This window comes from Nocardioides sp. JQ2195 (assembly GCF_012272695.1).
GTDB lineage: Bacteria > Actinomycetota > Actinomycetes > Propionibacteriales > Nocardioidaceae > Nocardioides.
In genome coordinates this window covers 982,061-1,002,337 of record NZ_CP050902.1, presented here as the reverse complement: position 1 = coordinate 1,002,337, position 20,277 = coordinate 982,061, and the positions used below count along the sequence as shown (strand labels likewise).

Sequence of the window (20,277 nt, the reverse complement as noted above, 5' to 3'; positions counted from 1 at the left end):
AAAGCCTTTGTTCGGGGAAGTGAACGCCTTGACGTTAGACGACGAACGTCAGACTTTGAGGTATTTCCGGGTCAGCAGGAGAGTCGGAATGATGGTGAGCAGCGGTCCGATGATCACGATCCCCGGCAGGGGGAACGGAATGAGCCGGAAGTCCAGGTCGGCGACGAACAGCGCCCTGACGTAGTCGGACCAGTCGATCCACGGCATGAAGTTCACGTTCTGCTCGATGGCGCCCTGCACCCCGAGCCCCATGAACAGCGCCAGTGCACCACTCGCCAGGAGCACGCCGATGACCGCGGTGACCAGTGCCTCCAGGAGGAACGGCAGCGAGATGTAGAGACCGGAGGCCCCGACGAGTCGCATGATGCCGATCTCCCGGCGCCGCGCGAAGGCTGCCAGTCGAATCGTGTTGGCCACCAGCAGGAGCGCGGCCAGGATCAGGAACACCGCGATGCCGATCGCGCCGTACTTGAGCATGTCGATGGTCTTGAAGATGGGTCGCACCAGGTCGCGCTGGTCACGCACCGTGTGCACGCCGTCCAGACCCTCGACGGCGCTGATCACGCCCTCGGCGTCGTCACGACCGTTGAGGTCGACCCACACCGACTCGCGCAGCGACTCGGGGCCGAAGGTGTCGGGGATGTCGTCGAGGAACTCTTCGCTGTAGAGCTCCTTGAACTTCTCCCAGGCCTCGTCCTGCGACTCGGTGTGGTGCCCGTCGACCGACGGGTTCTCGTCGACGGCCTTGATCACCGCATCACGCTGTGCGTCGGTGACCTCACCGGTGCAGTTCGGGCCGGTGGAGGTCTTGTTGCAGAGGAAGATCGTGATCTGGTTGAGCGTGCCGAAGTGGTCCTCGGCCTTCTTGGCCTGGGCGTTGAGCAGGAATCCCAGCCCCACCAGCGTCAGGGAGACGAACAGGGTCAGGATGACCGCGATGTGCATGGTCAGGTTGCGTCGGAGCCCTTGTCGGAGCTCGGAGAAGACATGACGAAGCTGCATGGTGTTGGAGCTCCTCTCAGTTCTGGTAGCCGTAGATGCCGCGGGCCTGGTCGCGGACGACTCGGCCGTCCTCCAGCTCGATGACCCGCTTGCGCATCTGGTCGACGATGCCGGCGTCGTGGGTGGCCATCACGACGGTGGTGCCGGTGCGGTTGATCCGGTCGAGCAGCTTCATGATGCCGACGGACGTGTTCGGGTCGAGGTTTCCGGTGGGCTCGTCGGCGATCAGGATCATCGGCCGGTTGACGAAGGCACGGGCGATCGCGACCCGCTGCTGCTCACCACCGGAGAGCTCGTCGGGGAGCCGGTCCTCCTTGCCCTCGAGACCGACCAGCTCGAGGGTCTCGGGGACCAGCTCGTCGATCTGGGAGCGTGACTTGCCGATCACCTGCAGCGCGAAGGCGACGTTCTCGGCCACGGTCTTGTTCTGGAGCAGCCGGAAGTCCTGGAACACCGTGCCGATCTGACGGCGCAGCCGCGGCACCTTCCAACCGGCGAGCCGGTTGATCTCCTTGCCGGCGACGTAGACGCGTCCCTCGGAGGCGCGGTACTCACGGAGCACGAGGCGCAGGAACGTCGACTTCCCGGAGCCGGACTGGCCGACGAGGAAGACGAACTCACCCTTCTCGATGTCGACGGACACCTGCTCGAGGGCGGCGCGGGCTTGTCCCGGGTAGGTCTTCGTGACCTTTTCGAAGCGAATCACTGGACGGAGTCTAGGTGACGGCCCCAATCCGCTCCGGGACGCGCCGTCGTGGGGTGTCGGGGTGGGGTGTCGGCGTGGGGTGTCGGCGTGCGGTGTCGGCGTGGGGTGCGGCAGGGTGTCGCCCACTCGGCTGGTCGGCCGGATGGGCGACACCGTCGCGCGGCGGCGTTCAGCCGTTCCCGCCCGCGCGGAACGCGATCCAGGCGTCATTCATCCGCTCGACCTGTCCCTCGGTGAACATGTTCATGCAGGAGTCCTGCGTGTAGTCCATGAAGTTGTGGATGGGGTCCAGCCCAGGGGTGGCGCAGGTGTCCGCGCCCTCGGGGCAGTCGAACTGCGGGATGGCCTCGCGCGGGGTGTCCGCCACACCGTCGCCGCTGGCGGAGCAAGCACCCGCGAAGGTGTGCTCGAGCATCATCCAGTGGCCCACCTCGTGGGTGAGCGTGTCGCCGAGCGCGTACTTGCCGGCGGTGCCACCGGGCATCGACTCGGCGAGGATCACGACGCCGTCGTTGTAGTCCCGGCCGTTGTTGTAGTCCTTGGGGAAGTAGGCCCATCCGAGCAGCCCACCGCCGATGTCGGCGACGTACACGTTCAGGGTCTCGGAGTCCCCTTGGTGCAGGGCGCGCTTCATGTCGCGCTCGGTCTTGCCGGGTGCGACGTGCGCCCAGTCGCTGTCGACGGTCCAGGTGGTGTCGGTGAGCGCGAAGCGGAAGGGCGAGTCCGCCGCGTCCGGCGCCGTCGCGCCGCTGTAGGAGGCGTTGAGCACGTCGACCTGTGCGTCGATCATCGTCTCGAGTCGCGCCTGGTCGGTGGCACTGGGCTGCGTCTCGGAGATCACGTGGAAGACGGTGTCGATGGTGACCGAGCCGTTGGGCATCCGGGGCGAGTCCTTGATGACGCCGTACTTCTTGGCGTCCTTCTTCGCGTAGAGGGCCGGTTCGGCGACCGTTGCCCCCTCCTTGACGCGGGCCTGGTCCGGCACCTGCTCGCACGCCTGGACCCCCGGGGACGCTTGCGCCGCCGAGACCGTTGCCGTCGCTCCCCCTCCGAGCAGGGCGGGGCCGGCGATGAGCGCAGAAACTGCGACGAACGTTCGCGACAAGCGCATGATTTCCTCCCAGAAAGGTGACGGACCTCATGAAACCTACAACCGTCGGCGCCACCCTGACCAGACCTCCGATCCGGCTAACCTGTGCGAATGCGCACGCCGGTGAGGATCCTCCTGATGTCCGTCGTCCTGCTGCTGATCGGCAGCTCGACGGCGGCCTGCAGCCAGGGCGACGACCCCGGCGCGGCACCCGAGGCGAAGCCGACCCCGATCACTGCGTTCGACGCCGACGGCATGACGATCGCCCGGACCGACTTCTGCGACCGGATCCCCGAGATCGCCGTCGAGCGCGCCGTGGGCGAGGTCGAGGAGACCGACCACTACGGCAACGGCGAGTCGGCCGCGGTCACCGGGTCCGTCAAGGACGTCTCCCACGAGTTCAACTGCACGTTCACCGGAACCTCAGGAGCGGTGGCGCGGGTGTGGGTGTTCGTGCCACAGGTCACCCGGGCCCAGGCCGGTGAGCTCGTCAAGGAGGCCGGGCGCCGCGAGGAGTGTCGCCGGGTGCCCGGAGAGGGCTTCGGCAAGCCGTCGACCGGCCTGTCCTGTCGCACCAAGGACGGCGCGGAGGCGTCGTACCGCGGCTTGTTCGTCGACTCGTGGCTGGCCTGTTCGGTGAGCAGTCCCGACCGCAGCGCCGCCGGGAAGGAGCTGCTCGAGCTGGCCGGCTCGTGGTGCGTGCAGGCGGTCAGCGCCGCCGCCACCGAGTAGCCCCGCGTGCAACGCGGTGTCCATGTCACATCGCAGGCGACTGGTCACGTGTGGAGTGACAACAGCACCGCACCAGTGCGCGGATGCGCCCAGCGTGCGGCTCAGGAGTCCTGGTCGGCGCCGCGGCGCCAGCGGATCCCGGCCTCGAGGAAGCCGTCGAGGTCACCGTCGAAGACGGCCGACGGGTTGCCGGACTCGTACGTCGTCCGCAGGTCCTTGACGACCTGGTAGGGGTTCAGCACGTAGTTGCGCATCTGGTCGCCCCACGACGCCTGGACGTCGCCCTTGAGGTCGTCGAGGTGCGCCTTCTCCTCGGCCTTCTTCAGCGCCAGCAGCTTGGCCTTGAGCACCACCATGGCGCTGGCCTTGTTCTGCAGCTGCGACTTCTCGTTCTGGCAGCTCACCACAGTGCCCGTGGGGATGTGGGTGAGTCGCACCGCGGAGTCGGTGGTGTTGACCGACTGGCCACCCGGACCACCGGAGCGGTAGACGTCGGTGCGGATGTCCTCGTCGGGGATGTCGATCTCGTCGGTCTGCTCGAGCACCGGGACGACCTCGACGGCGGCGAAGCTGGTCTGGCGGCGGCCCTGGTTGTCGAACGGGCTGATCCGCACGAGGCGGTGGGTGCCGGCCTCGACGCTGAGGGTGCCGTAGGCGTAGGGCGCGTGCACCGCGAAGGTGGCGGACTTGATGCCGGCCTCTTCGGCGTAGGACGTCTCGAAGACCTCGACGGGGTAGTCGTGCTGCTCGGACCAGCGCACGTACATCCGCATCAGCATCTGGGCGAAGTCGGCAGCATCGACACCACCGGCCCCGGCGCGGATGATCACCAGTGCCTCGCGGGCGTCGTACTCACCGGAGAGGAGGGTGCGCACCTCCATCGCCTCGACGGACTTCTTGATGCGTCCGAGCTCGCGCTCCGAGTCGGCCAGGGTGTCGGCGTCGTTCTCCTCGCGGGCCATCTCGACCATGAGGCCGAGCTCCTCGATGCGGTCGGAGAGCGTGGTGAAGCGCTCCAGCTCACCGTTGAGCGTCGAGAGACGACCGGTCACCCGCTGGGCGTTGTCCTGGTCGTCCCAGAGGTCGGGCGCCGCGACCTGCTCGCTGAGGTCGGCGATCTCCCGACGCATCTCGTCGACGTCGAGCACCTGCTCGATGGTGTGCATCGTCGCTTGGAGCTGCTTGATCTCTGCTTCGAAGTCTAGGCCTGCCACAAGGCGCAACCCTACCGCTCGCCCCGCCGCCGCCCGAATGGACGGCGCCCGGGGTCAGCGTCGGCCGAACACCTGGGCGACGTACCAGCGTCCGTCGCCCTTGCGTGCGGCGACGCCGATGAGCCGGTAGCGACGCTGCAGGATGTTGGCGCGGTGACCGTCCGAATGCATCCATCCGCGGTTCACCACCGAGCGACCGCTCGGGTAGCCGTAGGCGACGTTCTCCCCCACCATCGTGAGGTGGCACTCGCTCATCACCCGTCCGAGGTCCTGGTGGAACATCCGTCGTTGGCTGGCCATTCGTCGTGCGTGGTTGCGCGCCATCCGCTTCAGGCAGTCCTGGGAGCGCAACCGCTTGCGGTCCTCGTCGGCACGGTGGCGGTTCGTCGCCCGCACCGCCTGGTTCTTGTAGGTCTTGGGCGACGTCACCATCACGGTGCTGGTCCGGTCACTGGTGTTGTTCGTCCCGGACGTGCTCGTGGCCGCCTGTCCGGTTGCACTGCTTCCCCCGAACAGAACGGCAACCAGCAGGAGCGCGAACAGCGCCGGAACACCTCTCCTCGTCATGGCGGGAGAGTGGCACAGATGGGTTGACGGCCGCAGGAAAATCTTGTCAATCGTCCAAGGAATGCCCGATCGGTCAGGATCAACCCTCCAGATGGATGGCCGCCGAGCCCCGAGCTCCGACCCGGCCGTCCGTGATGCCCGAGACGTCGATCGGGAGGTCCAGGTCGGAGCTCATCGTGACCACCACGGCGCGGTCACTGACCTCCACCCGGAAGCCCAGGCCCGGGTAGTCGGCGTACGCCCCGATCTCGCGCAGGTAGTCGCGCACCGCACCCCGCACCTTCTCCGGATCGAGCGGTGCGCGCCGACCCCTGAGGCCACCGGTGTAGACCCCCTCGCCGCGAACCTCCTGGGCCCCGGCCAGCGCCGCGCCGTCGGCGGCCGTGTTCAACGACTGCCGGCGCAGGTAGGCCGCAGAGGAGTCGACCACCACGCCGACCATGAGCAACAGGGCGGCCGCAAAGCCCACGATGAGGACCGTGACCTGGCCGCTCTCGCGGTCGCCGCGCGTGCCGGCCATCATCGGCCTCGCTCCTGGTAGAGCCCGCGCGGAACGACGTGCTGGGACTCGACCCGGAAGCTCGGCGCGCCCCCACCGAGGGCCGCGGGGACCAGGGGCAGCACGACCTGCGCTCGCACCACCACGGTGATCACCGACCCGGGGTCGAGGCAGTGACCGGCCCCCATGGAGCAGGCGATGTCGAGCTCCATCCGGCCGGGCTCCATCCCCTGGTCACGCAGGGCCAGCTCGGCTGCCGCTCTCGCGTCACGCCGTCCAGCCGACTCCGTGTCGGCGATGGCGAAGGCCCTTCCCGCCGACCGACTGGCTGCCGTGACCCCGAAGGCACCCCGCTGGACGTCGAAGACGGAGACCAACACGTAGACCAGCGGGACCAGGAGCAGGATCGCCAGCCAGGTCACCTCGATCAGTGCACTGCCCTCATCGTCACGTGTCACGGTCTCTCCTCGACGGCGTGGCCGTGCACGACGAGCTCGACCGACGGTCCCCAGAGGCCGAGCGGAGGCACCTCGGCGCGGACCGTCACCTCGACCATCACAGCGCCGTCAACCGTGGTCTCGCGAGCGCTCACCCCTCGAGCGAACTTGCCGGCGAGGACGCCCCGGATCTGGTCGCGGGTGTAGGCGGCACCGTCCCCGGGGTCCCGATCGGCGGTGGCCGCCTGCCGAGCGCCGTCACTCGCCGCGGCGGTGAGCGTGTTGCGCACGTGGAGCACCAGAGCGACCTGCAGGATGCCCAGCACCAGCGGCACCAGGATCGCCAGCACCAGCACGAAGTCGACCACGGCGGAGCCGTGCTCGTCACGGCGTGGCACGGCCATCGGATTCACCCGTGCACGGAGCTGAGTGCGTCGCGGAGCATGTCCTTCAACATGGGCCTGGCAATCATCAGGAGCCCGCCGACGATCGCGGCGGTCATCACCGTGACCATCACCCAGCCGGGCACATCGCCCCGCTCGTCGCGCATGCGCGACGTGGTGCCGACGTAGAGTCGCAACAACAGCGTGTTCAACATGTCCATCCCGAGATTCCTCCTGCTAGGGCGTGACGAGCCGGAGCCCGATCAGGCCGGGCCAAAATGCGAAGACAACCGTGACCGGAAGCACGACGAAGACCACGGGGACCATCATCAGCACCTCCTTGCGAGCGCCGGACTCGATGAGCTCGCGCCGCCCTGCTTCTCGAACGTCGGCCGCCTGGGCGTGCAGCACGTCGGCCAGCGGTGTGCCGCGTTCGACGGCCACCGCGATCCCCTCCGCGAAGCGGCCGACCAGCGGTAGCCCGCTGCGCAGGGCGAGTCCGTCAAAGGCACGGCCGACCGGCGTGCCGGTTCGGATCTCGGCCAGCACACGTGACAGGTCGCTGCTCAACGCTCCGTTGGTGCGGTGCACCACGCGGTCGAGGGCCGCCGCGGGACTCTCGCCGGCCGCCACGGCCAGGGCCAGGAGCTCAGCCACCACCGGGAACTCGAGCATGATCAGCTGCTCGCGTTTGCGTGCCGACGAGCTGAGGTGGTGGTCGCACAGGATCACGCCACAGGCGAAGGCCACCAGGGTGAGCAGCAACAGGGGCAGGATGTCACCCGGTGCCTGCCATGCCCGGAGCAAGGACAGGGCAGCGGCGACGGCGAACCCGGTCAGGCCCCACAGGACCTGCTCGATGCGGAACTCGTGGACGGACTTGTCGATGTCGGCGCGCTCGAGACGACGGCGCACCGAAGCGCTTCCACCCAGGACGCGCTCGACCGCATCGGCCGAGCTCCGGAGCATGGGCCCGAAGACACCGCGCGCAGCACTGCGTGGCAGCTCGGGTCGTCGTCGGCTGCCCAGCTGCGGTACGTCGCGCAGGTAGGGCAACACCCTCACGGACAGGTTGGCGCGCCTCATGTCGGCCAGCCTCGCCACGACCAGCACCATGCCGAGGCCGGCCAGGGTCCCGACGAGGACTCCCCAGGCCTGATAGCTGCTCATGCGAGGATCCGTCGATCCACGGGGAGCCGTCCGATCCGCATCATCAGGCGATAGGCCACCAGGCACAGCACGGCTCCTCCGACGAGGACCAGGGCTCCCGCCGGGGACCGGTAGCGTTGGATGATCTCGGGCTGGAAGCACATCAGCAACAGCACGATCCACGGGGCCGCGACGGCCAGCCGAGCGCCGTTGACGGTCCATGCCTGCCGGGACTCGAGCTCGGAGCGGGTGTGCAGGTCGTCGCGCAAGTAGGTGGAGAGATTGCGCAGCAGCCTGCCCAGGTCACCCCCGCCGACTTCGCGGGCGATCCGCAGGGCTTCCACGACACGGTCTCCGACGGGATCCGCGAGCGAGTCCTTGAGCAGGTCGAGGGAATCCCCGAAGCGACCGGTCACCTGGTAGTCGAGGGCGAACTTCGCGAAGGCCGGCCGCAAGGGCTCCGGTCCACGAGTGGACAGACCGACCAGTGCCTCGGGCAGCGACATCCCGGCGCGGACCCCGGAAGCGAGGTGGTCGACCGCCTCGGGCCACACCTCTGCGAACTCTCGTTGCCTCCTGGCCGCACGGCCGTTGACCACTGTCACCGGGAGGTGGGCAGCGATCGCTGCGAACACCAGCGCCACCGGCAGGGTCCCGGAGAGGATCTGCATGACCGCGAGGGCAAGCACACCCAGGGCCACGCACAAGCCGACCAAGTTGCGGCTCGAGACGTTCTGCATGCCTGCACGCGCCAGCAGGGCCGTCAGTCGGTCGGGTGGACGAGCTGATTCCCTGGGAGAACGCGGCAGGACGAATGCCGACCAGATGAGGGCGAGCCCCAACCCGAGCCCGAGCCCGATCAAGGCGCCCATCAGCCGGCCCGCACCAAGCGGTGGACGTCGATGCCGGCACGCTCGAACAGCTCGACGCGTGGCGGCATCCCACCGCACGCACGCAAGCCGTCACGTCCTCGGACGAAGATGCCCTCGGTCTCGATGATGTCGTTCTCGACACGCCCCGGGACCGAGACGATCTCGTTGACTCGTCGTACGCCGTCGGCGTCCATCCCGAGGTGCACCACGAGGTCGACGCTTGCGGCAACCGTCGGCACCACGAACCTGGCGGAGATGTTCTCGCCGGCGAGCAATGGCAGCGTGCACACCTTGACCAGGGCCTCGCGCGCACTGTTCGCATGGATGGTGCACATGCCCGGCAGACCGGCGTTGAGTGCCAGCAGGAGGTCGAGACACTCCTCCGCACGCACCTCCCCCACGATGATCCGGCTGGGACGCATGCGCAGGCTTTCCTTGACGAGGTCGCGCAAGACGATCCCGCCGGTGCCCTCCAAGCCGGCCTGACGTGTCTGCATCGGCACCCAGTCGGCGTGGTGGAACCGCAGCTCGAAGACCTCCTCGACCGAGATGACCCGCTCGGTCCCGGGGATCGCCGAGGCGAGGCAGTTCAACATGGTCGTCTTGCCGGCCTGTGTGCCACCGGCAACGAGGACGTTGAGACCGGCGCGCACGCTCGCGTCGAGGAACTGAGCGGCCTGCATGGACAGGGAGCCGAGGTCGACGAGGTCGGGCAGCCGACTGGCGCGCAGCGTGAACTTGCGAATGTTGACTGCCGTGAAACCGCGGGAGATGCCCTCGAGCACCACGTGCAGACGATGGCCCTCGGGAAGCATGGCATCCACGAACGGCGCGGAGACGTCGATGCGCCGGCCACTGGACTTCAGCATCCGCTCGACGAGCTCCTGCACCTCGGCGGTGGTGAGCACCGTGTTGGTCAGCTCGTGGCGACCCTGCCGGGCCACGAACACCTGGCTCGGGTCGTTGATCCAGATCTCCTCGACCGCCGGGTCGTCGAGATAGGCCTGCAGGGCGCCGAAGCCCGCGACCCGGGCGACCAGCTCGCCCACCATGGCCTGCGGGTCGTGCACCGGCGGAACCTGACCGGTGAGGCTGCGATCGTCGTGGTCACGAACCACGGACTCCACGATGCGGCGCACGACGGCGGCCTCGGCCTGCGGATCGACCCCGTCGCGACGGACCACGTCGCGCACTCGCGCATCCAGCTGGCTGACCAACGCGGCATGCGCATCAGCGATCGTCGATGTCATTCGGTCCCCGTCCCGAGTGAAGGTTCCTGCGCACTGTTATATGTCAGGTTCAGGCGCTTTGACCATGCCCCTGGGCGAGGGCTGTGGACAACCGGCCTGCGACCGCCGTCAGTCGGAAGGTTGCCGAGACCGCCGGGCGTCATGGCCAGTCGGCCGGGTTGCCGGACGCGGCCGGCATGCCGAAGTCACCGAGCACGCCCGGCGAGCTCGCCGGCGTACGACGCGTGGTCGGGTCACGACGTGTGGGTGCAGCGCCGCTGGACCTGGCGCGTCGACCCGCTCAGTCGCGCGGTCGTTGCTCCTCGCCGGCCCTGCGGGCGGCGTCGCGGATCTCGAACAGCTCAGTGGCCAGGCCACCCACGGCCCGACCCACGTCGCGAACGGCCCCGACGAGGAGTCCGCCGACCTGGCCGACCGTCGACACGGTGGCCTCGAAGCCGTCCTGGAGGGCGTCCTTGCGGATCTCGCCGCGGCTGAGGTGGTCCGGTTCGTTGCTCATGATGACTCCATCATCAGGGACGGAGGGCGGCTGCGACAACCGTCGCCCCACGGGATGTGGATCACGCTGGGGTGAGCCGCTCCGTCGCGGTGCGGGCGAGTGCCTCCCCGAACGCGGGAATCTGCTCGCACAGCCCCTCGACGGCCGCCGAGGTGAAGTGCACGACCTCCAGCGGCGTCGCGGCCACCACGGTCGCCGTACGCAGCTTGTGGTTGACGATCGCCATCTCGCCAACCACGTCGCCCGGCCCGAGCCGGGCGATCTCGACGTTGTTGCGACGGATGGTCACCTCACCGGCGACGATCAGGTAGGCCTTGTCCGCCGGGGTCCGCTCCCAGATCAGCGACCAGCCCTGGGGAACGGTGAGGCGGGTGCCCTGCGCGTGGACCTGCTGGAGCTCGCGCGCGGTGAGCTTGTCGGCAATGTGGGTCATCGGTGACTCCTTGTCAGGCGGCGTCGGCGGCCGGGGTCGACTGCCGACCTCCGGTGAGCACGGACAGGCCGGGGATCTTGGTGCCCTTGGGCGGGAGCGACATCTTGAAGATCTTCTTCGCGACGCTGCCGAGCTGCTTGCCCAGCGAGCCGGTGTTGTACTGCAGCCCGTAGCGCTCGCAGATCTCCCGGACCTCCTCGGCGATCTCCGGGTAGCGGCGCGCCGGGATGTCGGGGAAGAGGTGGTGCTCGATCTGGTGGGACAGGTTGCCGCTCATCACGTGGAAGAGCTTGCTGCCGGTGATGTTGGCCGAGCCGAGGAGCTGGCGGTAGTACCAGTGCCCCCGGGATTCGACACCGTCCTCGTTCGCGATCTCGTCCAAGGTGAAGGTGGCGACGCCGGCCGGGAAGTGGCCGCAGAAGATGATGTTGAAGGTCCAGATGTTGCGGATCAGGTTGGCAGTCGCGTTGCCGGCGAACGTCAGCGGGAACAGCGGGCCGGTCAGCGCCGGGAAGGCCACGTAGTCCTTGAAGACCTGGCGCTTGATCTTGCGACGGATGCCCGCGGCCAGCGCCTTGTTGTCCTCCCAGTCGCGCTTGCCCTTCACGACGTTCTCGACCTCGAGGTCGTGCAGTGCCACGCCCCACTCGAAGAAGACCATCAGCAGGAACGCATAGAGCGGGTTGCCGAGGTAGTAGGGATGCCACGGCTGGTCCTCGTCGATGCGCAGGATGCCGTAGCCGATGTCACGGTCCTTGCCGAGGATGTTCGTGTACGTGTGGTGGATGTAGTTGTGGCCGTGCTTCCAGTTGGCGCTGGGCGCCATCGTGTCCCACTCGTACATCCGCGAGTTCAGGCCCGGGTCGCCCATCCAGTCGTACTGCCCGTGCATGACGTTGTGGCCGATCTCCATGTTGTCGAGGATCTTCGAGATCGAGAGGGAGGCCACGGCCAGCGGCCAGGCCGGCGGCAGGTAGAACAGCGCGCGGCCGGCGGCCTCGAAGCCGCGCTGGGCCTTGACCACGTTGCGGATGTAGGTCGCGTCGGCCTCGCCGAGGTCGGCCACGACCCGCTGGCGGATGGCGTCCATCTCGTCGCCGAACTTCTCGAGCTGCTCGGGGGTGAGGGTGATCTTGTCGCTCATGGATGTCCTTTCGGGAATGGGTCTCGATACGGTCGCTGCGCGACCTACTCGACCGACGAAGTCCAAGCGGTCGCTGCGCGACCTACTCGACCGACGAAGTCCAAGCGGTCGCTGCGCGACCTGCTCGACCGACGAAGGTCGATTCAGAGGTCGAGGCTGCAGTCGCCCTGCGGGGCGGACACGCAGATGCGGACCCCTTCGTCGGGCAGGGACGAGGTCTCGCCGGTGAGCACGTTGGTCACCGTGCCCTCGGTCTTGGTGGCCGTGCAGGAGAAGCAGATGCCCATCCGGCAACCGAACTCCGGCGACAGCCCGGCGGCCTCGGCCTGCTCGAGCAGCGTGGCGCCGGAGTTCGGCGCGTTGGTGCCCGTGCGGCTGAACGAGACCTGTCCCTCCGCGGCGCCGTTGGAGACCGTGGGCGGCTTGAAGTACTCGATGTTCAGCGCGTCGGAAGCCTCCTCGCCGCCCGGGGCGGCGTACGTCTTGCGCACCGCCTCGATCAGCGGCGCCGGACCACAGGCCCACGTCGGCACGTCGCGGTAGCCCGGCACGAGGCGCTCGAGCCAAGCCGGGCTGAGGGCCGGGTCGCCGAGCTCGGGGTGCAGCAGGTGCACGTCGACGCCGTAGCCGGAACGCGCCACGTCGGCGAGCTCCTCGGCGAAGATCTGGTGCTCCGGCGACTGGGCGTAGTGCAGGAAGGTGACGCGGCCGCGATGGGTGCGTCGCTGCAGCGTGCGCAGCATCGACATCAACGGAGTGATGCCGGAGCCGCCGGAGATGAACACGACGTGGTCGGGCACGTGTGCCGGAAGGGTGAACTCACCCTCGGCCTGGGAGAGGTGCACGATCGTGCCGGGCTGCGCCTCCTCGACCAAGAACTTCGACACCACGCCGTCGGGGTTGGCCCGCAGGGTGATGGTGAACGGCTCCCCCGGTCCGGCCTCATGGCTGGAGACGGAGAAGACGCGAGTCGTACGGCGAGCACCGTGCACCTCGACGCCCAGCTGGACGTGCTGGCCGGCGCGGTGGCCACGCCAGGTGCTGGTGGGTTGCAGCGTGATGGTCGCGACCGGCGGGTGACCGGGCACGTCCACCTCACGGTGGACCTCCACGATCCGGGCCCGCACCTCCTTCGCGGCCCACATCGGGTTCACGAGCTCGAGATAGCGGTCGACTCCGTGCGGCGAGGTCAGTGCCTCGACCGCTCGGGAGCGGAGCAGGGTCTGGGTGATGCCCATCCGAGGGCTCCTTCCGGACTGTCGACTCGGCGAGTCGATCAACAACAGTTTGAGTGAACAACCGTGCACTCAAATAGTACCGACCACTTACCACCGACCGTCAACTGGTGGGCAGTGTGAGTCGCGCAACAGGAGCACGAGTGTTCACTGAACTCGATTCCCGTACCGGATCACCGCTACACTCCCCCGCGTGAGCGATGAGGCGACCGCCGCACCCGAGAGCCGACAGGAGCGCAAGCAGCGCACCCGCCGAGCGATCCTCGACGCCGCCCTCGACCAGCTCGCCGACAACGGCTTCGGTTCCCTCTCGTTGCGCCGGCTGACCAAGGCGGCAGGCATCGTGCCGACCGCGTTCTACCGACACTTCTCGACGCTCGACGAGCTGGGCCTGTCCCTGGTCGACGAGTCGTTCATGACCCTTCGTGGCCTGATCCGCGAGGTGCGCCGGGGCGACCCCGCTCCGGAGACCCTGATCGACAGGTCGGTCGACGTGCTCGTCGTCCAGCTCGAGGAGCACAAGGCCCACTTCCGCTTCATCGGGCGCGAACGCCAGGGCGGCAGCCCCACACTCCGCGAGGCGATCCGGCACGAGCTTGACCTGTTCGAGCGGGAGCTCGTCACCGACCTCGCGCGCATGCCCGGCCTCGAACGGTGGGGCGCCGCCGACCTGCACGTGCTGGCCAGCCTGTTCGTGGACCTGATGGTGGCTGCCGCCGGGGAGCTGGTGAGCCCGTCTGCCGAGCAGCCGGCGACCCGGCGCCAGATGATCGAGAACCTGCGCAACCAGGCCCGGATGATCGTCGTCGGCGCAGTCGGCTGGGAACCGCTGGGCGAGGCGTAGCCCGAGCGCTTCCGGCCGTCCGGGATGGACAGCGTGCGGAGAGCACCGGCTCAGGCGAACCGGCTCAGGCGAACCAGCTCAGGCGAACCAGCTCAGGGGCGCGGTCGCCGCGGAGGTGGCTCCAGCTCGATCATCTGGCGGTACGCCGCAACGGCTGCGATCTGGGAGCTCACCTCCAGCTTGCGCAGGATCGACTTGACCTGGCTGCGCACCGTGCCCTCGGAGACCCCGCCCTCGACCGCGATCAGCTTTACCGTCAACCCCTCGTGGAGGCTGGCCAGGACCGCCATCTCGCGAGGCGTGAGCAGCTCCATGTGGCGGCTCACGAGGCGGGCCTGTTCCCCTTCGCGGTGCCACTGCTCGACCAGCTCCCGGCGCTGGCCCTCAGGCATCATCGGGCGCCCCGCGACGACCTGCAGCAACGCGTCGGTCAGGGTCTCGAGGTCGGTCGACATCGGCAGCACGGCGGCGACACCGGCCTCGACCAGCGCCCCCCACGCGGCGCCACCGTTGGCCCGCGTCAACAAGACCCAGCGGATCTGCGTCGAGGCGACCACGTCCACCGCGTCCCTGAGCAGGGCACGGTCCTCGAGCTCGCAGAGCAGCAGCCCGACCGCGGGCCGGAAGCGCCTGACCTGGGCCGTGATGTCACGACGACCGCTGGCTCCCAAGGACGCACCCAGGCTGAGTGCCTGGAACCCTCGGCTGGCCAGCGCCATCCGCACGGCCTCACTGACCAGGCTGTGGTCGGAGACGACGACGAGGCGTACGCCGTGGGCTCCGCGGCGTTGCCGGGGAACCACAGGGTGTCCCGCGCCAGACGCCTCTGGGGGCGCTGGGCCGTCGGACTCCACAGACGGATACATCCGGTGCCCTCCCATAGCGGCGGATTCATCGACCGACCGCACACGCCAGTCTAGGTCGCCCTCCACTGGGAGCGTAGGACCAGCGCGTGCGCCCGATCCTGCTGCGCGGCACAACATCGCCAAATTCGGTGAGCCGGCCCGCGGGGCCCCGACGACGCTCGTGGCGCGAGCTCGTTTCCCCCAGAATTGGTGGTGCCGATGGGCCAGCCAGGCCCGAGGATGAGTCATGCCACCCCGACGGGCTCACCAGCCGTCAGCGGCCGGCCCAGGCCCCGAGATCGGTAGACATCCCCCAGTCTGATCTCGGCACAGCCCGGCGGCTGGTGAGTTCCCCTTCCTGCCCCCAATATTCGGTATGGTTCCGCATTCGCCTGACGCGGTCGCAAAAGGCAAATAGAGTCAAGCGTCATGGTCGGGTGGTCTTCCCTGCATGCACCCCCGCGCCGAACTGGTCAGATCCCAGGGGGGCACACTCGGAGCCGCGGATCGCACGGCCGGTCGGGGGGCCCATACAGGGACAACGAGGGAGTTGAGCCGTACCGCCGTTCCCCGGTGAGGTGGGAGTGGCGACGGGTCCTCCTGGCTGCCCTCGTGGTGACTCTCCCGACGGCCATCGCCGCGCTGATCCCTCCTGTGGGGGCAACTCGGCTGCAGGCCACCGACGCGGTCGCCTGGTTGGTCTTCCACGTGCTGATCGCGGGCGCCGGGGCCATGCTCTACTCCCGGTGGCGGCTGTCGGGAGAGTCCGACACCGCTTGGCTCTCCGTGGCACTGGTGGCCGTGGGTCTCAGCGGCACGCCGTTCGCCATCCTGAACATGGCCGACGTCGCCAACCGCGCCGGACGCACGGGTGACGTGACCGGCGCGCTGCTCGCCGTGCCCCTGGTCGTGATCGTGGTGTGCGCCAGCAGCGACAGGAGGTTCCCCGACCGCGTGCCTCCGCTGGCACTCGGAGTTGCGACCGGAGTGGTCCTGGTCGCCGGTCGACTGCTCTACTCGTGGGTGCTGGGCCACCCCCTGGCGACGCTGCCCCAACCGTGGGGGCCGGTCCTGGCGGCGAGCCTGGCCGTTGCCTTCCTGGTCGCCTGTGTCATCGTCAGGCGACAGCGCACCCCGGCGGGGCTGACCACGCCCGAGTTCGCAGCGATGGTGGCCGCACTGGTCACCATCTTCGTCCTCGGGCCGGCAGGCACCACCGGCGACTCCCTCAGGTCGTGGCCCTCAGTCGCGGTGATGATGCTGGTGGCGGGATGGATGGGCCTCTCCGCGGCCCAGGCCCTGCTGCACCCGATGGCCCAGCAGGCACGCCGCCTCGACCGCGCCTCACGAGCGACCGCACGCCGCGCCCCGCCGGTTTCGCACCAGCAGGAAGAGCTGTTCCACGAGCTGCGCTCGACGGTCGCCGACATCAGCACCGCCGCGCAGATCCTCCTCGGCGACGACCACCGTCTCAGCGACTCGAGCCGCCGCCGCCTCTCGTCCGGGCTCGCCACCGAGGTGGCCAGGCTGCAGCGACTGGTCAGTCCGCAGGACGAGTCGAGGATCCACTGCGTGTCCCTCGACCAGGTGATCGCCCCCTTGGTGGTGACCCAACGCGCGGCCGGCCACGACATCCGCTGGGAGCCGTCGGGGCAGCGTGTTCGCAGCTGCCAGGACGACGTCACAGAGATCGTCCACGTCCTCCTCCACAACGCCCTGCGCCACGCGCCCGGCACCACGATCACGGTCTCGGTGCACCAGCGGGCCCACAACGTGGAGATCCGGGTCTCCGACGCGGGCCCCGGTATTCCGGCAGACGTCCGCGACTCCTTGTTCCAGAGAGGAGCGCGTTCCACGGAGTCCCCGGGCTCCGGACTGGGCCTCTACCTGGCCCGCAGGCTCGCCACCAAGCACGGCGGCAGCCTCCAACTGCGACACAACGACGGCCGTCACGGGGCCTCCTTCGTGGCCGCGCTGCCGCACTTCGATGGGGAGGAAAGTTGATCAGCAGGAGAGTTGGAACGCGGGTGGCCGTGATCGAGGACCACTCACTGTTTGCGGAGTCGTTGGAGATCGCCCTCGAGATGGAAGGACACGACGTACGCCGCATCGTCCTGCCGGAAGGCGGCCGATCCGTGCACACGTTGCTCCCGATCATCATGCGCGCCAAGCCGCGCGTGGCACTGCTCGACCTCGACCTCGGCACCTACGGCAACGGAGGCCGCCTCGTCGAGCCACTGACCCTGGCTGGTGTCAACGTTGTCGTCGTGACGTCGAGCATCGACCGCGGTCGTTGGGGCGAGTGCGTGCGCTACGGCGCCCGGAAGATACTGCCCAAGAGCTCCCCCCTCAACGACATCCTGGCCACGATCCGCAGGATCACCGAGGGCCTGCCGGTGATGACCCAGGACGAGCGCGAGGAGCTGCTCAAGCACTGGCACGCCCAGGTCCAGGAGATCCAGCTGATCCGGAGCCGCCTGGAGAACCTCACCCATCGCGAGAGCCAGGTGCTGGCCCAGCTGATGGACGGTCGCGCGGTCCGTGAGATCGCCCGCATGAGCGTGGTCTCGGAAGCGACCGTGCGCACCCAGGTCAAGTCGATCCTGTCCAAGCTGGAGGTCTCGTCCCAGCTGGCCGCGGTCGGCTGCGCCCACCACGTCGGCTGGGCACCAGCGGGAGCCTGATCGACTCTCCAGCGACCCGGCCCGCGCCTGCTCGCGCCCGGTGCACGCATGACCGGTGCGGGGTGCTCGCACGGTGCTCTCGGCTGCACACCTGACGAGAATCCCCTGCCCCACAAAGGGATTCACCAACGTTGGTGATGCAGTCACCTCCGCCGGACACCATCCTGAACGTGGGCCGCCCGCCCCGCGGGCGGACGGCTCGCCAAACTTTCCGGCAACGTATGTGGGGTTCGCTGCGATGAGTAGTGCCAATGCTGTGGCAGAAAGATTGCGGCGCGGTCCGGGGGTCCGCCCCCCGGTGGAGATCCCGGCCGTGCGCCTGGCGCCCGACTCCGTCCCTGCGCCCCGGAGGTCCGCTCCGGCTCGGGCCGTGGAGCAGGAGGCGACCGCACCCACCCGGACCTCCACGAGGACGCACCCTCGACGCCGGGCGGGTGCCCCGGTGGTGTGCGCCGCCGCAGACTCCTTGGCCGCGTTGATCGCCTGCGCGGTCGTCGCTCCACCCCGCGCCGCCCTCTTCCTCCCCCTCCTCTGGGTGGCACTCGTGGCCGCTGCGCACGGCTACCGCACGAGCCTGGTTCCCAAGGGGGCCGAGGGCCTCGGACGTGTCGTGCGAGCCGGTCTGGCGTTGGCCGTCGTGTGCGCCGCCGCATCGTGGTTCGCCGACCTGCCGACAGCACCGGGGACCCTGCTCGTGCTGGTGGCGATCACCACCCTGCTGAGCCTCCTCCACAGAGCAACCGCGGCGGGGACCCTCGGACCACGCCGTCTGCGCGGGCAGCAACTCACCCGCCGGGTGCTGCTCGTCGGGCACCACCACCAGGTCGCCGGGGTGCTCAGCGAGCTCGGCAGGACTCGCACGCACGGCTTCGACGTGGTGGGCGCGAGCCTTCACGGCAAGCACCGGGACCGGCCCCTCCCCGTCCCCAGCGCCGGGGGCCTCGACGCTGCGGCCACGTCTGCCCGGGACCTGTCGGCCGATGCGGTGATCGTTCTGCCCTGCAAGCACCTCGACGCTGCGGCGCTGCGCCGCCTCGGCTGGGAGCTGGAGGCCTCCCGGACCCAGCTGCTGGTGGTTCCGGGGCTCACCGACGTGGCCGAGACACGGACCACGATGACGACCGTGGGATCGATGCCGATGCTGCACGTCCGCCAGGCCGAGCTGCGTGGCTGGCGCCGGGTCCTCAAGGCAGGTTGGGAGCGTCTCGCCGCCGCGACGATCCTCCTGGTCATCTCGCCGCTGCTGCTCGGGATGATGCTGGCCATCCGCCTGGACAGTCGCGGTCCGGCGATCTTTCGGCAGACCCGCATCGGGCGTGACGACCGGCCGTTCACGATGTTCAAGCTGCGCACCATGTGTGACCGAGCCGAGGAACGTTGCGCGGACCTGGCCTCGCACAACGAGGCGGACGGCCTTCTCTTCAAGGTCCGCAAGGACCCTCGGATCACACGGTTGGGTGGGTTCCTGCGCCGCTACTCGCTCGACGAGCTCCCCCAGCTTCTCAACGTGGTCCTCGGGGACATGGCACTGGTCGGTCCCCGGCCACCGCTCCCCACCGAGGTCGCTGGCTACGCCGACGACGTACGCCGTCGGTTGGTGGTGAAGCCGGGTGTGACCGGGTTGTGGCAGGTCTCCGGCCGCTCCGACCTCCCCTGGGACGAGGCGGTGCGGCTCGACCTGCACTACGTGGACAACTGGTCGCTGGGACTCGACCTCTCGATCATGCTCCGCACCGCCCGTGCGGTGGTCTCCCACCAGGGCGCCTACTGATCAGTCGAGGGTGAACAGGTCACCGTGGTCGGCGATTCTGTCCAGCACCTCCTCGAAGCGGCACTGCTCCAGGCCGAGCGGGTCACCGGCGCCCTCCTCGATCTCGGCCCACGTGCGCGGAGTGGCGGCGTACGGCTTCTCCCTGCCGCGCAGTGAGTACGGCGAGATCGTGGTCTTGGAGCCGGCGTTCTGCGACCAGTCCAGGAACACCTTCCCGGAACGCCGCGCCTTCGTCATCACCGCCGTGACGAGCTTCGGGTGCTCGGCCTGGAGCTCGTCGCCGACCTCCTTCGCCAGGGCCGTGGTCCCCCCGGGATCGAGGTCACCGGCCACTGCGGCATAGAGGTGCAGACCCTTGCTGCCACTGGTGACCGGCACGGCGGTGAGGCCGCGCTCCTCGAGCTTGGCCCTGACCAGCAGCGCGATCTCGCAGCACTCGGCCAGTCCGGCGGGGTCGCCGGGGTCGAGGTCGATCACCAGTCGGTCGGGGTTGCGAGGCCGGCCGCGGGCGGTGACCCGCCACTGGTGCACATGGAGCTCGAGGCTGGCCAGGTTCACCAGGTAGGTCAGCGCAGCGAGCCCGTCGACGATCGGGAAGACCAGCTCGTCGCCGTTGCGCGACGCGCCGCGCGAACCCGTCGTGGGCACCCGGGCGGTGCGCAACCAGGATGGCGCACCAGCGGGGACGTTCTTCTCGAAGAACGAGTTGCCCTGCACGCCGTGCGGCCAACGGATCCGGGTGACCGCACGGTCCGCGACGTGCGGGAGCAGCACCGGCGCCACCTGTGCGTAGTAGTTGAGCACCTCGCCCTTGGTGGTGCCGGTCGCGGGGTACATCACCTTGTCGAGGTTGCCGATCTTGAGGGTGCGCCCCTCCACCTCGGCCCGGATCTCCGTCATCGCCGACACCGTCCGTCGCTG

General features: G+C 68.9%; 23 protein-coding genes. 5 read left to right on the top strand and 18 right to left on the bottom strand.

Annotated features, from left to right (window positions below):
• Positions 1-48: 48 nt before the first annotated feature.
• From ftsX to ncot_RS04695, 3 genes are all read right to left on the bottom strand, one after another.
• Positions 49-1,002, bottom strand: a complete 954-nt coding sequence (ftsX, locus tag ncot_RS04705; protein ID WP_168616567.1) for a permease-like cell division protein FtsX — start codon at positions 1,000-1,002, stop codon at positions 49-51.
• A 16-nt stretch (positions 1,003-1,018) separates the two neighbouring features.
• Positions 1,019-1,708: a cell division ATP-binding protein FtsE gene (gene ftsE / locus ncot_RS04700; RefSeq protein ID WP_168616566.1), complete on the bottom strand. Its 690-nt coding sequence runs from the start codon at positions 1,706-1,708 to the stop codon at positions 1,019-1,021.
• Positions 1,709-1,877: 169 nt separating this feature from the next.
• On the bottom strand, positions 1,878-2,819 hold the full coding sequence (locus ncot_RS04695) for a zinc metalloprotease (protein ID WP_168616565.1): 942 nt from the start codon (positions 2,817-2,819) through the stop codon (positions 1,878-1,880).
• A gap of 117 nt (positions 2,820-2,936) precedes the next feature.
• Here ncot_RS04695 and ncot_RS04690 point away from each other — a divergent pair, with 117 nt between their 5' ends.
• Positions 2,937-3,530 (top strand): hypothetical protein, encoded by a 594-nt coding sequence (locus tag ncot_RS04690; protein WP_168616564.1) that lies wholly within the window; start codon positions 2,937-2,939, stop codon positions 3,528-3,530.
• A gap of 101 nt (positions 3,531-3,631) precedes the next feature.
• Here the strand turns inward: ncot_RS04690 and prfB are convergent, their stop codons facing one another.
• The 13 genes from prfB to ncot_RS04625 all read right to left on the bottom strand — a co-directional run bounded on the left by prfB (position 3,632) and on the right by ncot_RS04625 (position 13,215).
• Positions 3,632-4,744 (bottom strand): peptide chain release factor 2, encoded by a 1,113-nt coding sequence (prfB, locus tag ncot_RS04685; protein ID WP_168616563.1) that lies wholly within the window; start codon positions 4,742-4,744, stop codon positions 3,632-3,634.
• A 54-nt stretch (positions 4,745-4,798) separates the two neighbouring features.
• Complete coding sequence (locus ncot_RS04680; protein ID WP_168616562.1) at positions 4,799-5,311, bottom strand: CAP domain-containing protein; 513 nt, start codon at positions 5,309-5,311, stop codon at positions 4,799-4,801.
• A gap of 79 nt (positions 5,312-5,390) precedes the next feature.
• A complete protein-coding gene (locus ncot_RS04675) occupies positions 5,391-5,834 on the bottom strand; it encodes a pilus assembly protein TadG-related protein (protein WP_240938067.1) in 444 nt (147 codons plus the stop codon).
• Positions 5,831-6,268 (bottom strand): hypothetical protein, encoded by a 438-nt coding sequence (locus ncot_RS04670; RefSeq protein ID WP_168616561.1) that lies wholly within the window; start codon positions 6,266-6,268, stop codon positions 5,831-5,833. Before ncot_RS04670 ends, ncot_RS04675 begins: the two co-directional genes overlap by 4 nt.
• On the bottom strand, positions 6,265-6,651 hold the full coding sequence (locus ncot_RS04665; protein WP_168616560.1) for a TadE family protein: 387 nt from the start codon (positions 6,649-6,651) through the stop codon (positions 6,265-6,267). The genes ncot_RS04670 and ncot_RS04665 overlap by 4 nt, the downstream gene beginning before the upstream one ends.
• 5 nt (positions 6,652-6,656) lie before the next feature.
• The gene (locus ncot_RS04660) at positions 6,657-6,851 is read right to left on the bottom strand and encodes a hypothetical protein (RefSeq protein WP_168616559.1); all 195 of its coding nucleotides are present in this window, start codon (positions 6,849-6,851) and stop codon (positions 6,657-6,659) included.
• A 16-nt stretch (positions 6,852-6,867) separates the two neighbouring features.
• Complete coding sequence (locus ncot_RS04655; RefSeq protein ID WP_168616558.1) at positions 6,868-7,800, bottom strand: type II secretion system F family protein; 933 nt, start codon at positions 7,798-7,800, stop codon at positions 6,868-6,870.
• A complete protein-coding gene (locus ncot_RS04650; protein WP_240938066.1) occupies positions 7,797-8,519 on the bottom strand; it encodes a type II secretion system F family protein in 723 nt (240 codons plus the stop codon). The genes ncot_RS04655 and ncot_RS04650 overlap by 4 nt, the downstream gene beginning before the upstream one ends.
• 131 nt (positions 8,520-8,650) lie before the next feature.
• Complete coding sequence (locus ncot_RS04645) at positions 8,651-9,901, bottom strand: ATPase, T2SS/T4P/T4SS family (protein ID WP_168616556.1); 1,251 nt, start codon at positions 9,899-9,901, stop codon at positions 8,651-8,653.
• Positions 9,902-10,181: 280 nt separating this feature from the next.
• The gene (locus ncot_RS04640) at positions 10,182-10,400 is read right to left on the bottom strand and encodes a hypothetical protein (protein WP_168616555.1); all 219 of its coding nucleotides are present in this window, start codon (positions 10,398-10,400) and stop codon (positions 10,182-10,184) included.
• Between the two features lie 61 nt (positions 10,401-10,461).
• Positions 10,462-10,833: a cyclic nucleotide-binding domain-containing protein gene (locus ncot_RS04635; protein WP_168616554.1), complete on the bottom strand. Its 372-nt coding sequence runs from the start codon at positions 10,831-10,833 to the stop codon at positions 10,462-10,464.
• Between the two features lie 13 nt (positions 10,834-10,846).
• Positions 10,847-11,977 carry a fatty acid desaturase gene (locus ncot_RS04630; protein WP_168616553.1) on the bottom strand — a complete coding sequence of 377 codons (1,131 nt, stop codon included), beginning with the start codon at positions 11,975-11,977 and terminating at the stop codon, positions 10,847-10,849.
• Positions 11,978-12,120: 143 nt separating this feature from the next.
• On the bottom strand, positions 12,121-13,215 hold the full coding sequence (locus tag ncot_RS04625) for a ferredoxin reductase (RefSeq protein ID WP_168616552.1): 1,095 nt from the start codon (positions 13,213-13,215) through the stop codon (positions 12,121-12,123).
• Positions 13,216-13,405: 190 nt separating this feature from the next.
• Here ncot_RS04625 and ncot_RS04620 point away from each other — a divergent pair, with 190 nt between their 5' ends.
• Positions 13,406-14,056: a TetR family transcriptional regulator gene (locus tag ncot_RS04620; RefSeq protein ID WP_168616551.1), complete on the top strand. Its 651-nt coding sequence runs from the start codon at positions 13,406-13,408 to the stop codon at positions 14,054-14,056.
• Positions 14,057-14,148: 92 nt separating this feature from the next.
• Here the strand turns inward: ncot_RS04620 and ncot_RS04615 are convergent, their stop codons facing one another.
• Positions 14,149-14,859, bottom strand: coding sequence for a response regulator transcription factor (locus tag ncot_RS04615; RefSeq protein ID WP_168616550.1), 711 nt, complete (start codon positions 14,857-14,859; stop codon positions 14,149-14,151).
• Positions 14,860-15,513: 654 nt separating this feature from the next.
• Between ncot_RS04615 and ncot_RS04610 the strand changes: the two genes are divergently transcribed.
• The 3 genes from ncot_RS04610 (at position 15,514) to ncot_RS04600 (ending at position 19,356) form a co-directional block, all read left to right on the top strand.
• Positions 15,514-16,905 (top strand): sensor histidine kinase, encoded by a 1,392-nt coding sequence (locus tag ncot_RS04610; RefSeq protein WP_168616549.1) that lies wholly within the window; start codon positions 15,514-15,516, stop codon positions 16,903-16,905.
• 23 nt (positions 16,906-16,928) lie between these two features.
• Positions 16,929-17,585, top strand: a complete 657-nt coding sequence (locus tag ncot_RS04605) for a response regulator transcription factor (protein ID WP_240938065.1) — start codon at positions 16,929-16,931, stop codon at positions 17,583-17,585.
• A gap of 370 nt (positions 17,586-17,955) precedes the next feature.
• Positions 17,956-19,356 (top strand): sugar transferase, encoded by a 1,401-nt coding sequence (locus ncot_RS04600; protein WP_168616548.1) that lies wholly within the window; start codon positions 17,956-17,958, stop codon positions 19,354-19,356.
• Here ncot_RS04600 and ligD read toward each other — a convergent pair whose 3' ends face one another.
• Entirely contained in the window at positions 19,357-20,256 is a 900-nt protein-coding gene (gene ligD, locus ncot_RS04595; RefSeq protein WP_168616547.1) for a non-homologous end-joining DNA ligase, read from the bottom strand.
• Positions 20,257-20,277: the final 21 nt, after the last annotated feature.

Excerpts from the sequence above, each read along its gene's own strand:
- ncot_RS04675 (WP_240938067.1), bottom strand. The coding sequence starts at position 5,834 with ATGATGGCCGGCACGCGCGGCGACCGCGAGAGCGGCCAGGTCACGGTC.
- ncot_RS04650 (WP_240938066.1), bottom strand. The coding sequence starts at position 8,519 with ATGCAGAACGTCTCGAGCCGCAACTTGGTCGGCTTGTGCGTGGCCCTG.
- ncot_RS04660 (WP_168616559.1), bottom strand. The coding sequence starts at position 6,851 with ATGGACATGTTGAACACGCTGTTGTTGCGACTCTACGTCGGCACCACG.
- ncot_RS04635 (WP_168616554.1), bottom strand. The coding sequence starts at position 10,833 with ATGACCCACATTGCCGACAAGCTCACCGCGCGCGAGCTCCAGCAGGTC.
- ncot_RS04655 (WP_168616558.1), bottom strand. The coding sequence starts at position 7,800 with ATGAGCAGCTATCAGGCCTGGGGAGTCCTCGTCGGGACCCTGGCCGGC.
- ncot_RS04625 (WP_168616552.1), bottom strand. The coding sequence starts at position 13,215 with ATGGGCATCACCCAGACCCTGCTCCGCTCCCGAGCGGTCGAGGCACTG.
- ftsX (WP_168616567.1), bottom strand. The coding sequence starts at position 1,002 with ATGCAGCTTCGTCATGTCTTCTCCGAGCTCCGACAAGGGCTCCGACGC.
- ncot_RS04645 (WP_168616556.1), bottom strand. The coding sequence starts at position 9,901 with ATGACATCGACGATCGCTGATGCGCATGCCGCGTTGGTCAGCCAGCTG.
- ncot_RS04630 (WP_168616553.1), bottom strand. The coding sequence starts at position 11,977 with ATGAGCGACAAGATCACCCTCACCCCCGAGCAGCTCGAGAAGTTCGGC.
- ncot_RS04680 (WP_168616562.1), bottom strand. The coding sequence starts at position 5,311 with ATGACGAGGAGAGGTGTTCCGGCGCTGTTCGCGCTCCTGCTGGTTGCC.
- ligD (WP_168616547.1), bottom strand. The coding sequence starts at position 20,256 with ATGACGGAGATCCGGGCCGAGGTGGAGGGGCGCACCCTCAAGATCGGC.
- ncot_RS04695 (WP_168616565.1), bottom strand. The coding sequence starts at position 2,819 with ATGCGCTTGTCGCGAACGTTCGTCGCAGTTTCTGCGCTCATCGCCGGC.
- ncot_RS04665 (WP_168616560.1), bottom strand. The coding sequence starts at position 6,651 with ATGGCCGTGCCACGCCGTGACGAGCACGGCTCCGCCGTGGTCGACTTC.
- ncot_RS04690 (WP_168616564.1), top strand. The coding sequence starts at position 2,937 with ATGTCCGTCGTCCTGCTGCTGATCGGCAGCTCGACGGCGGCCTGCAGC.
- ncot_RS04640 (WP_168616555.1), bottom strand. The coding sequence starts at position 10,400 with ATGAGCAACGAACCGGACCACCTCAGCCGCGGCGAGATCCGCAAGGAC.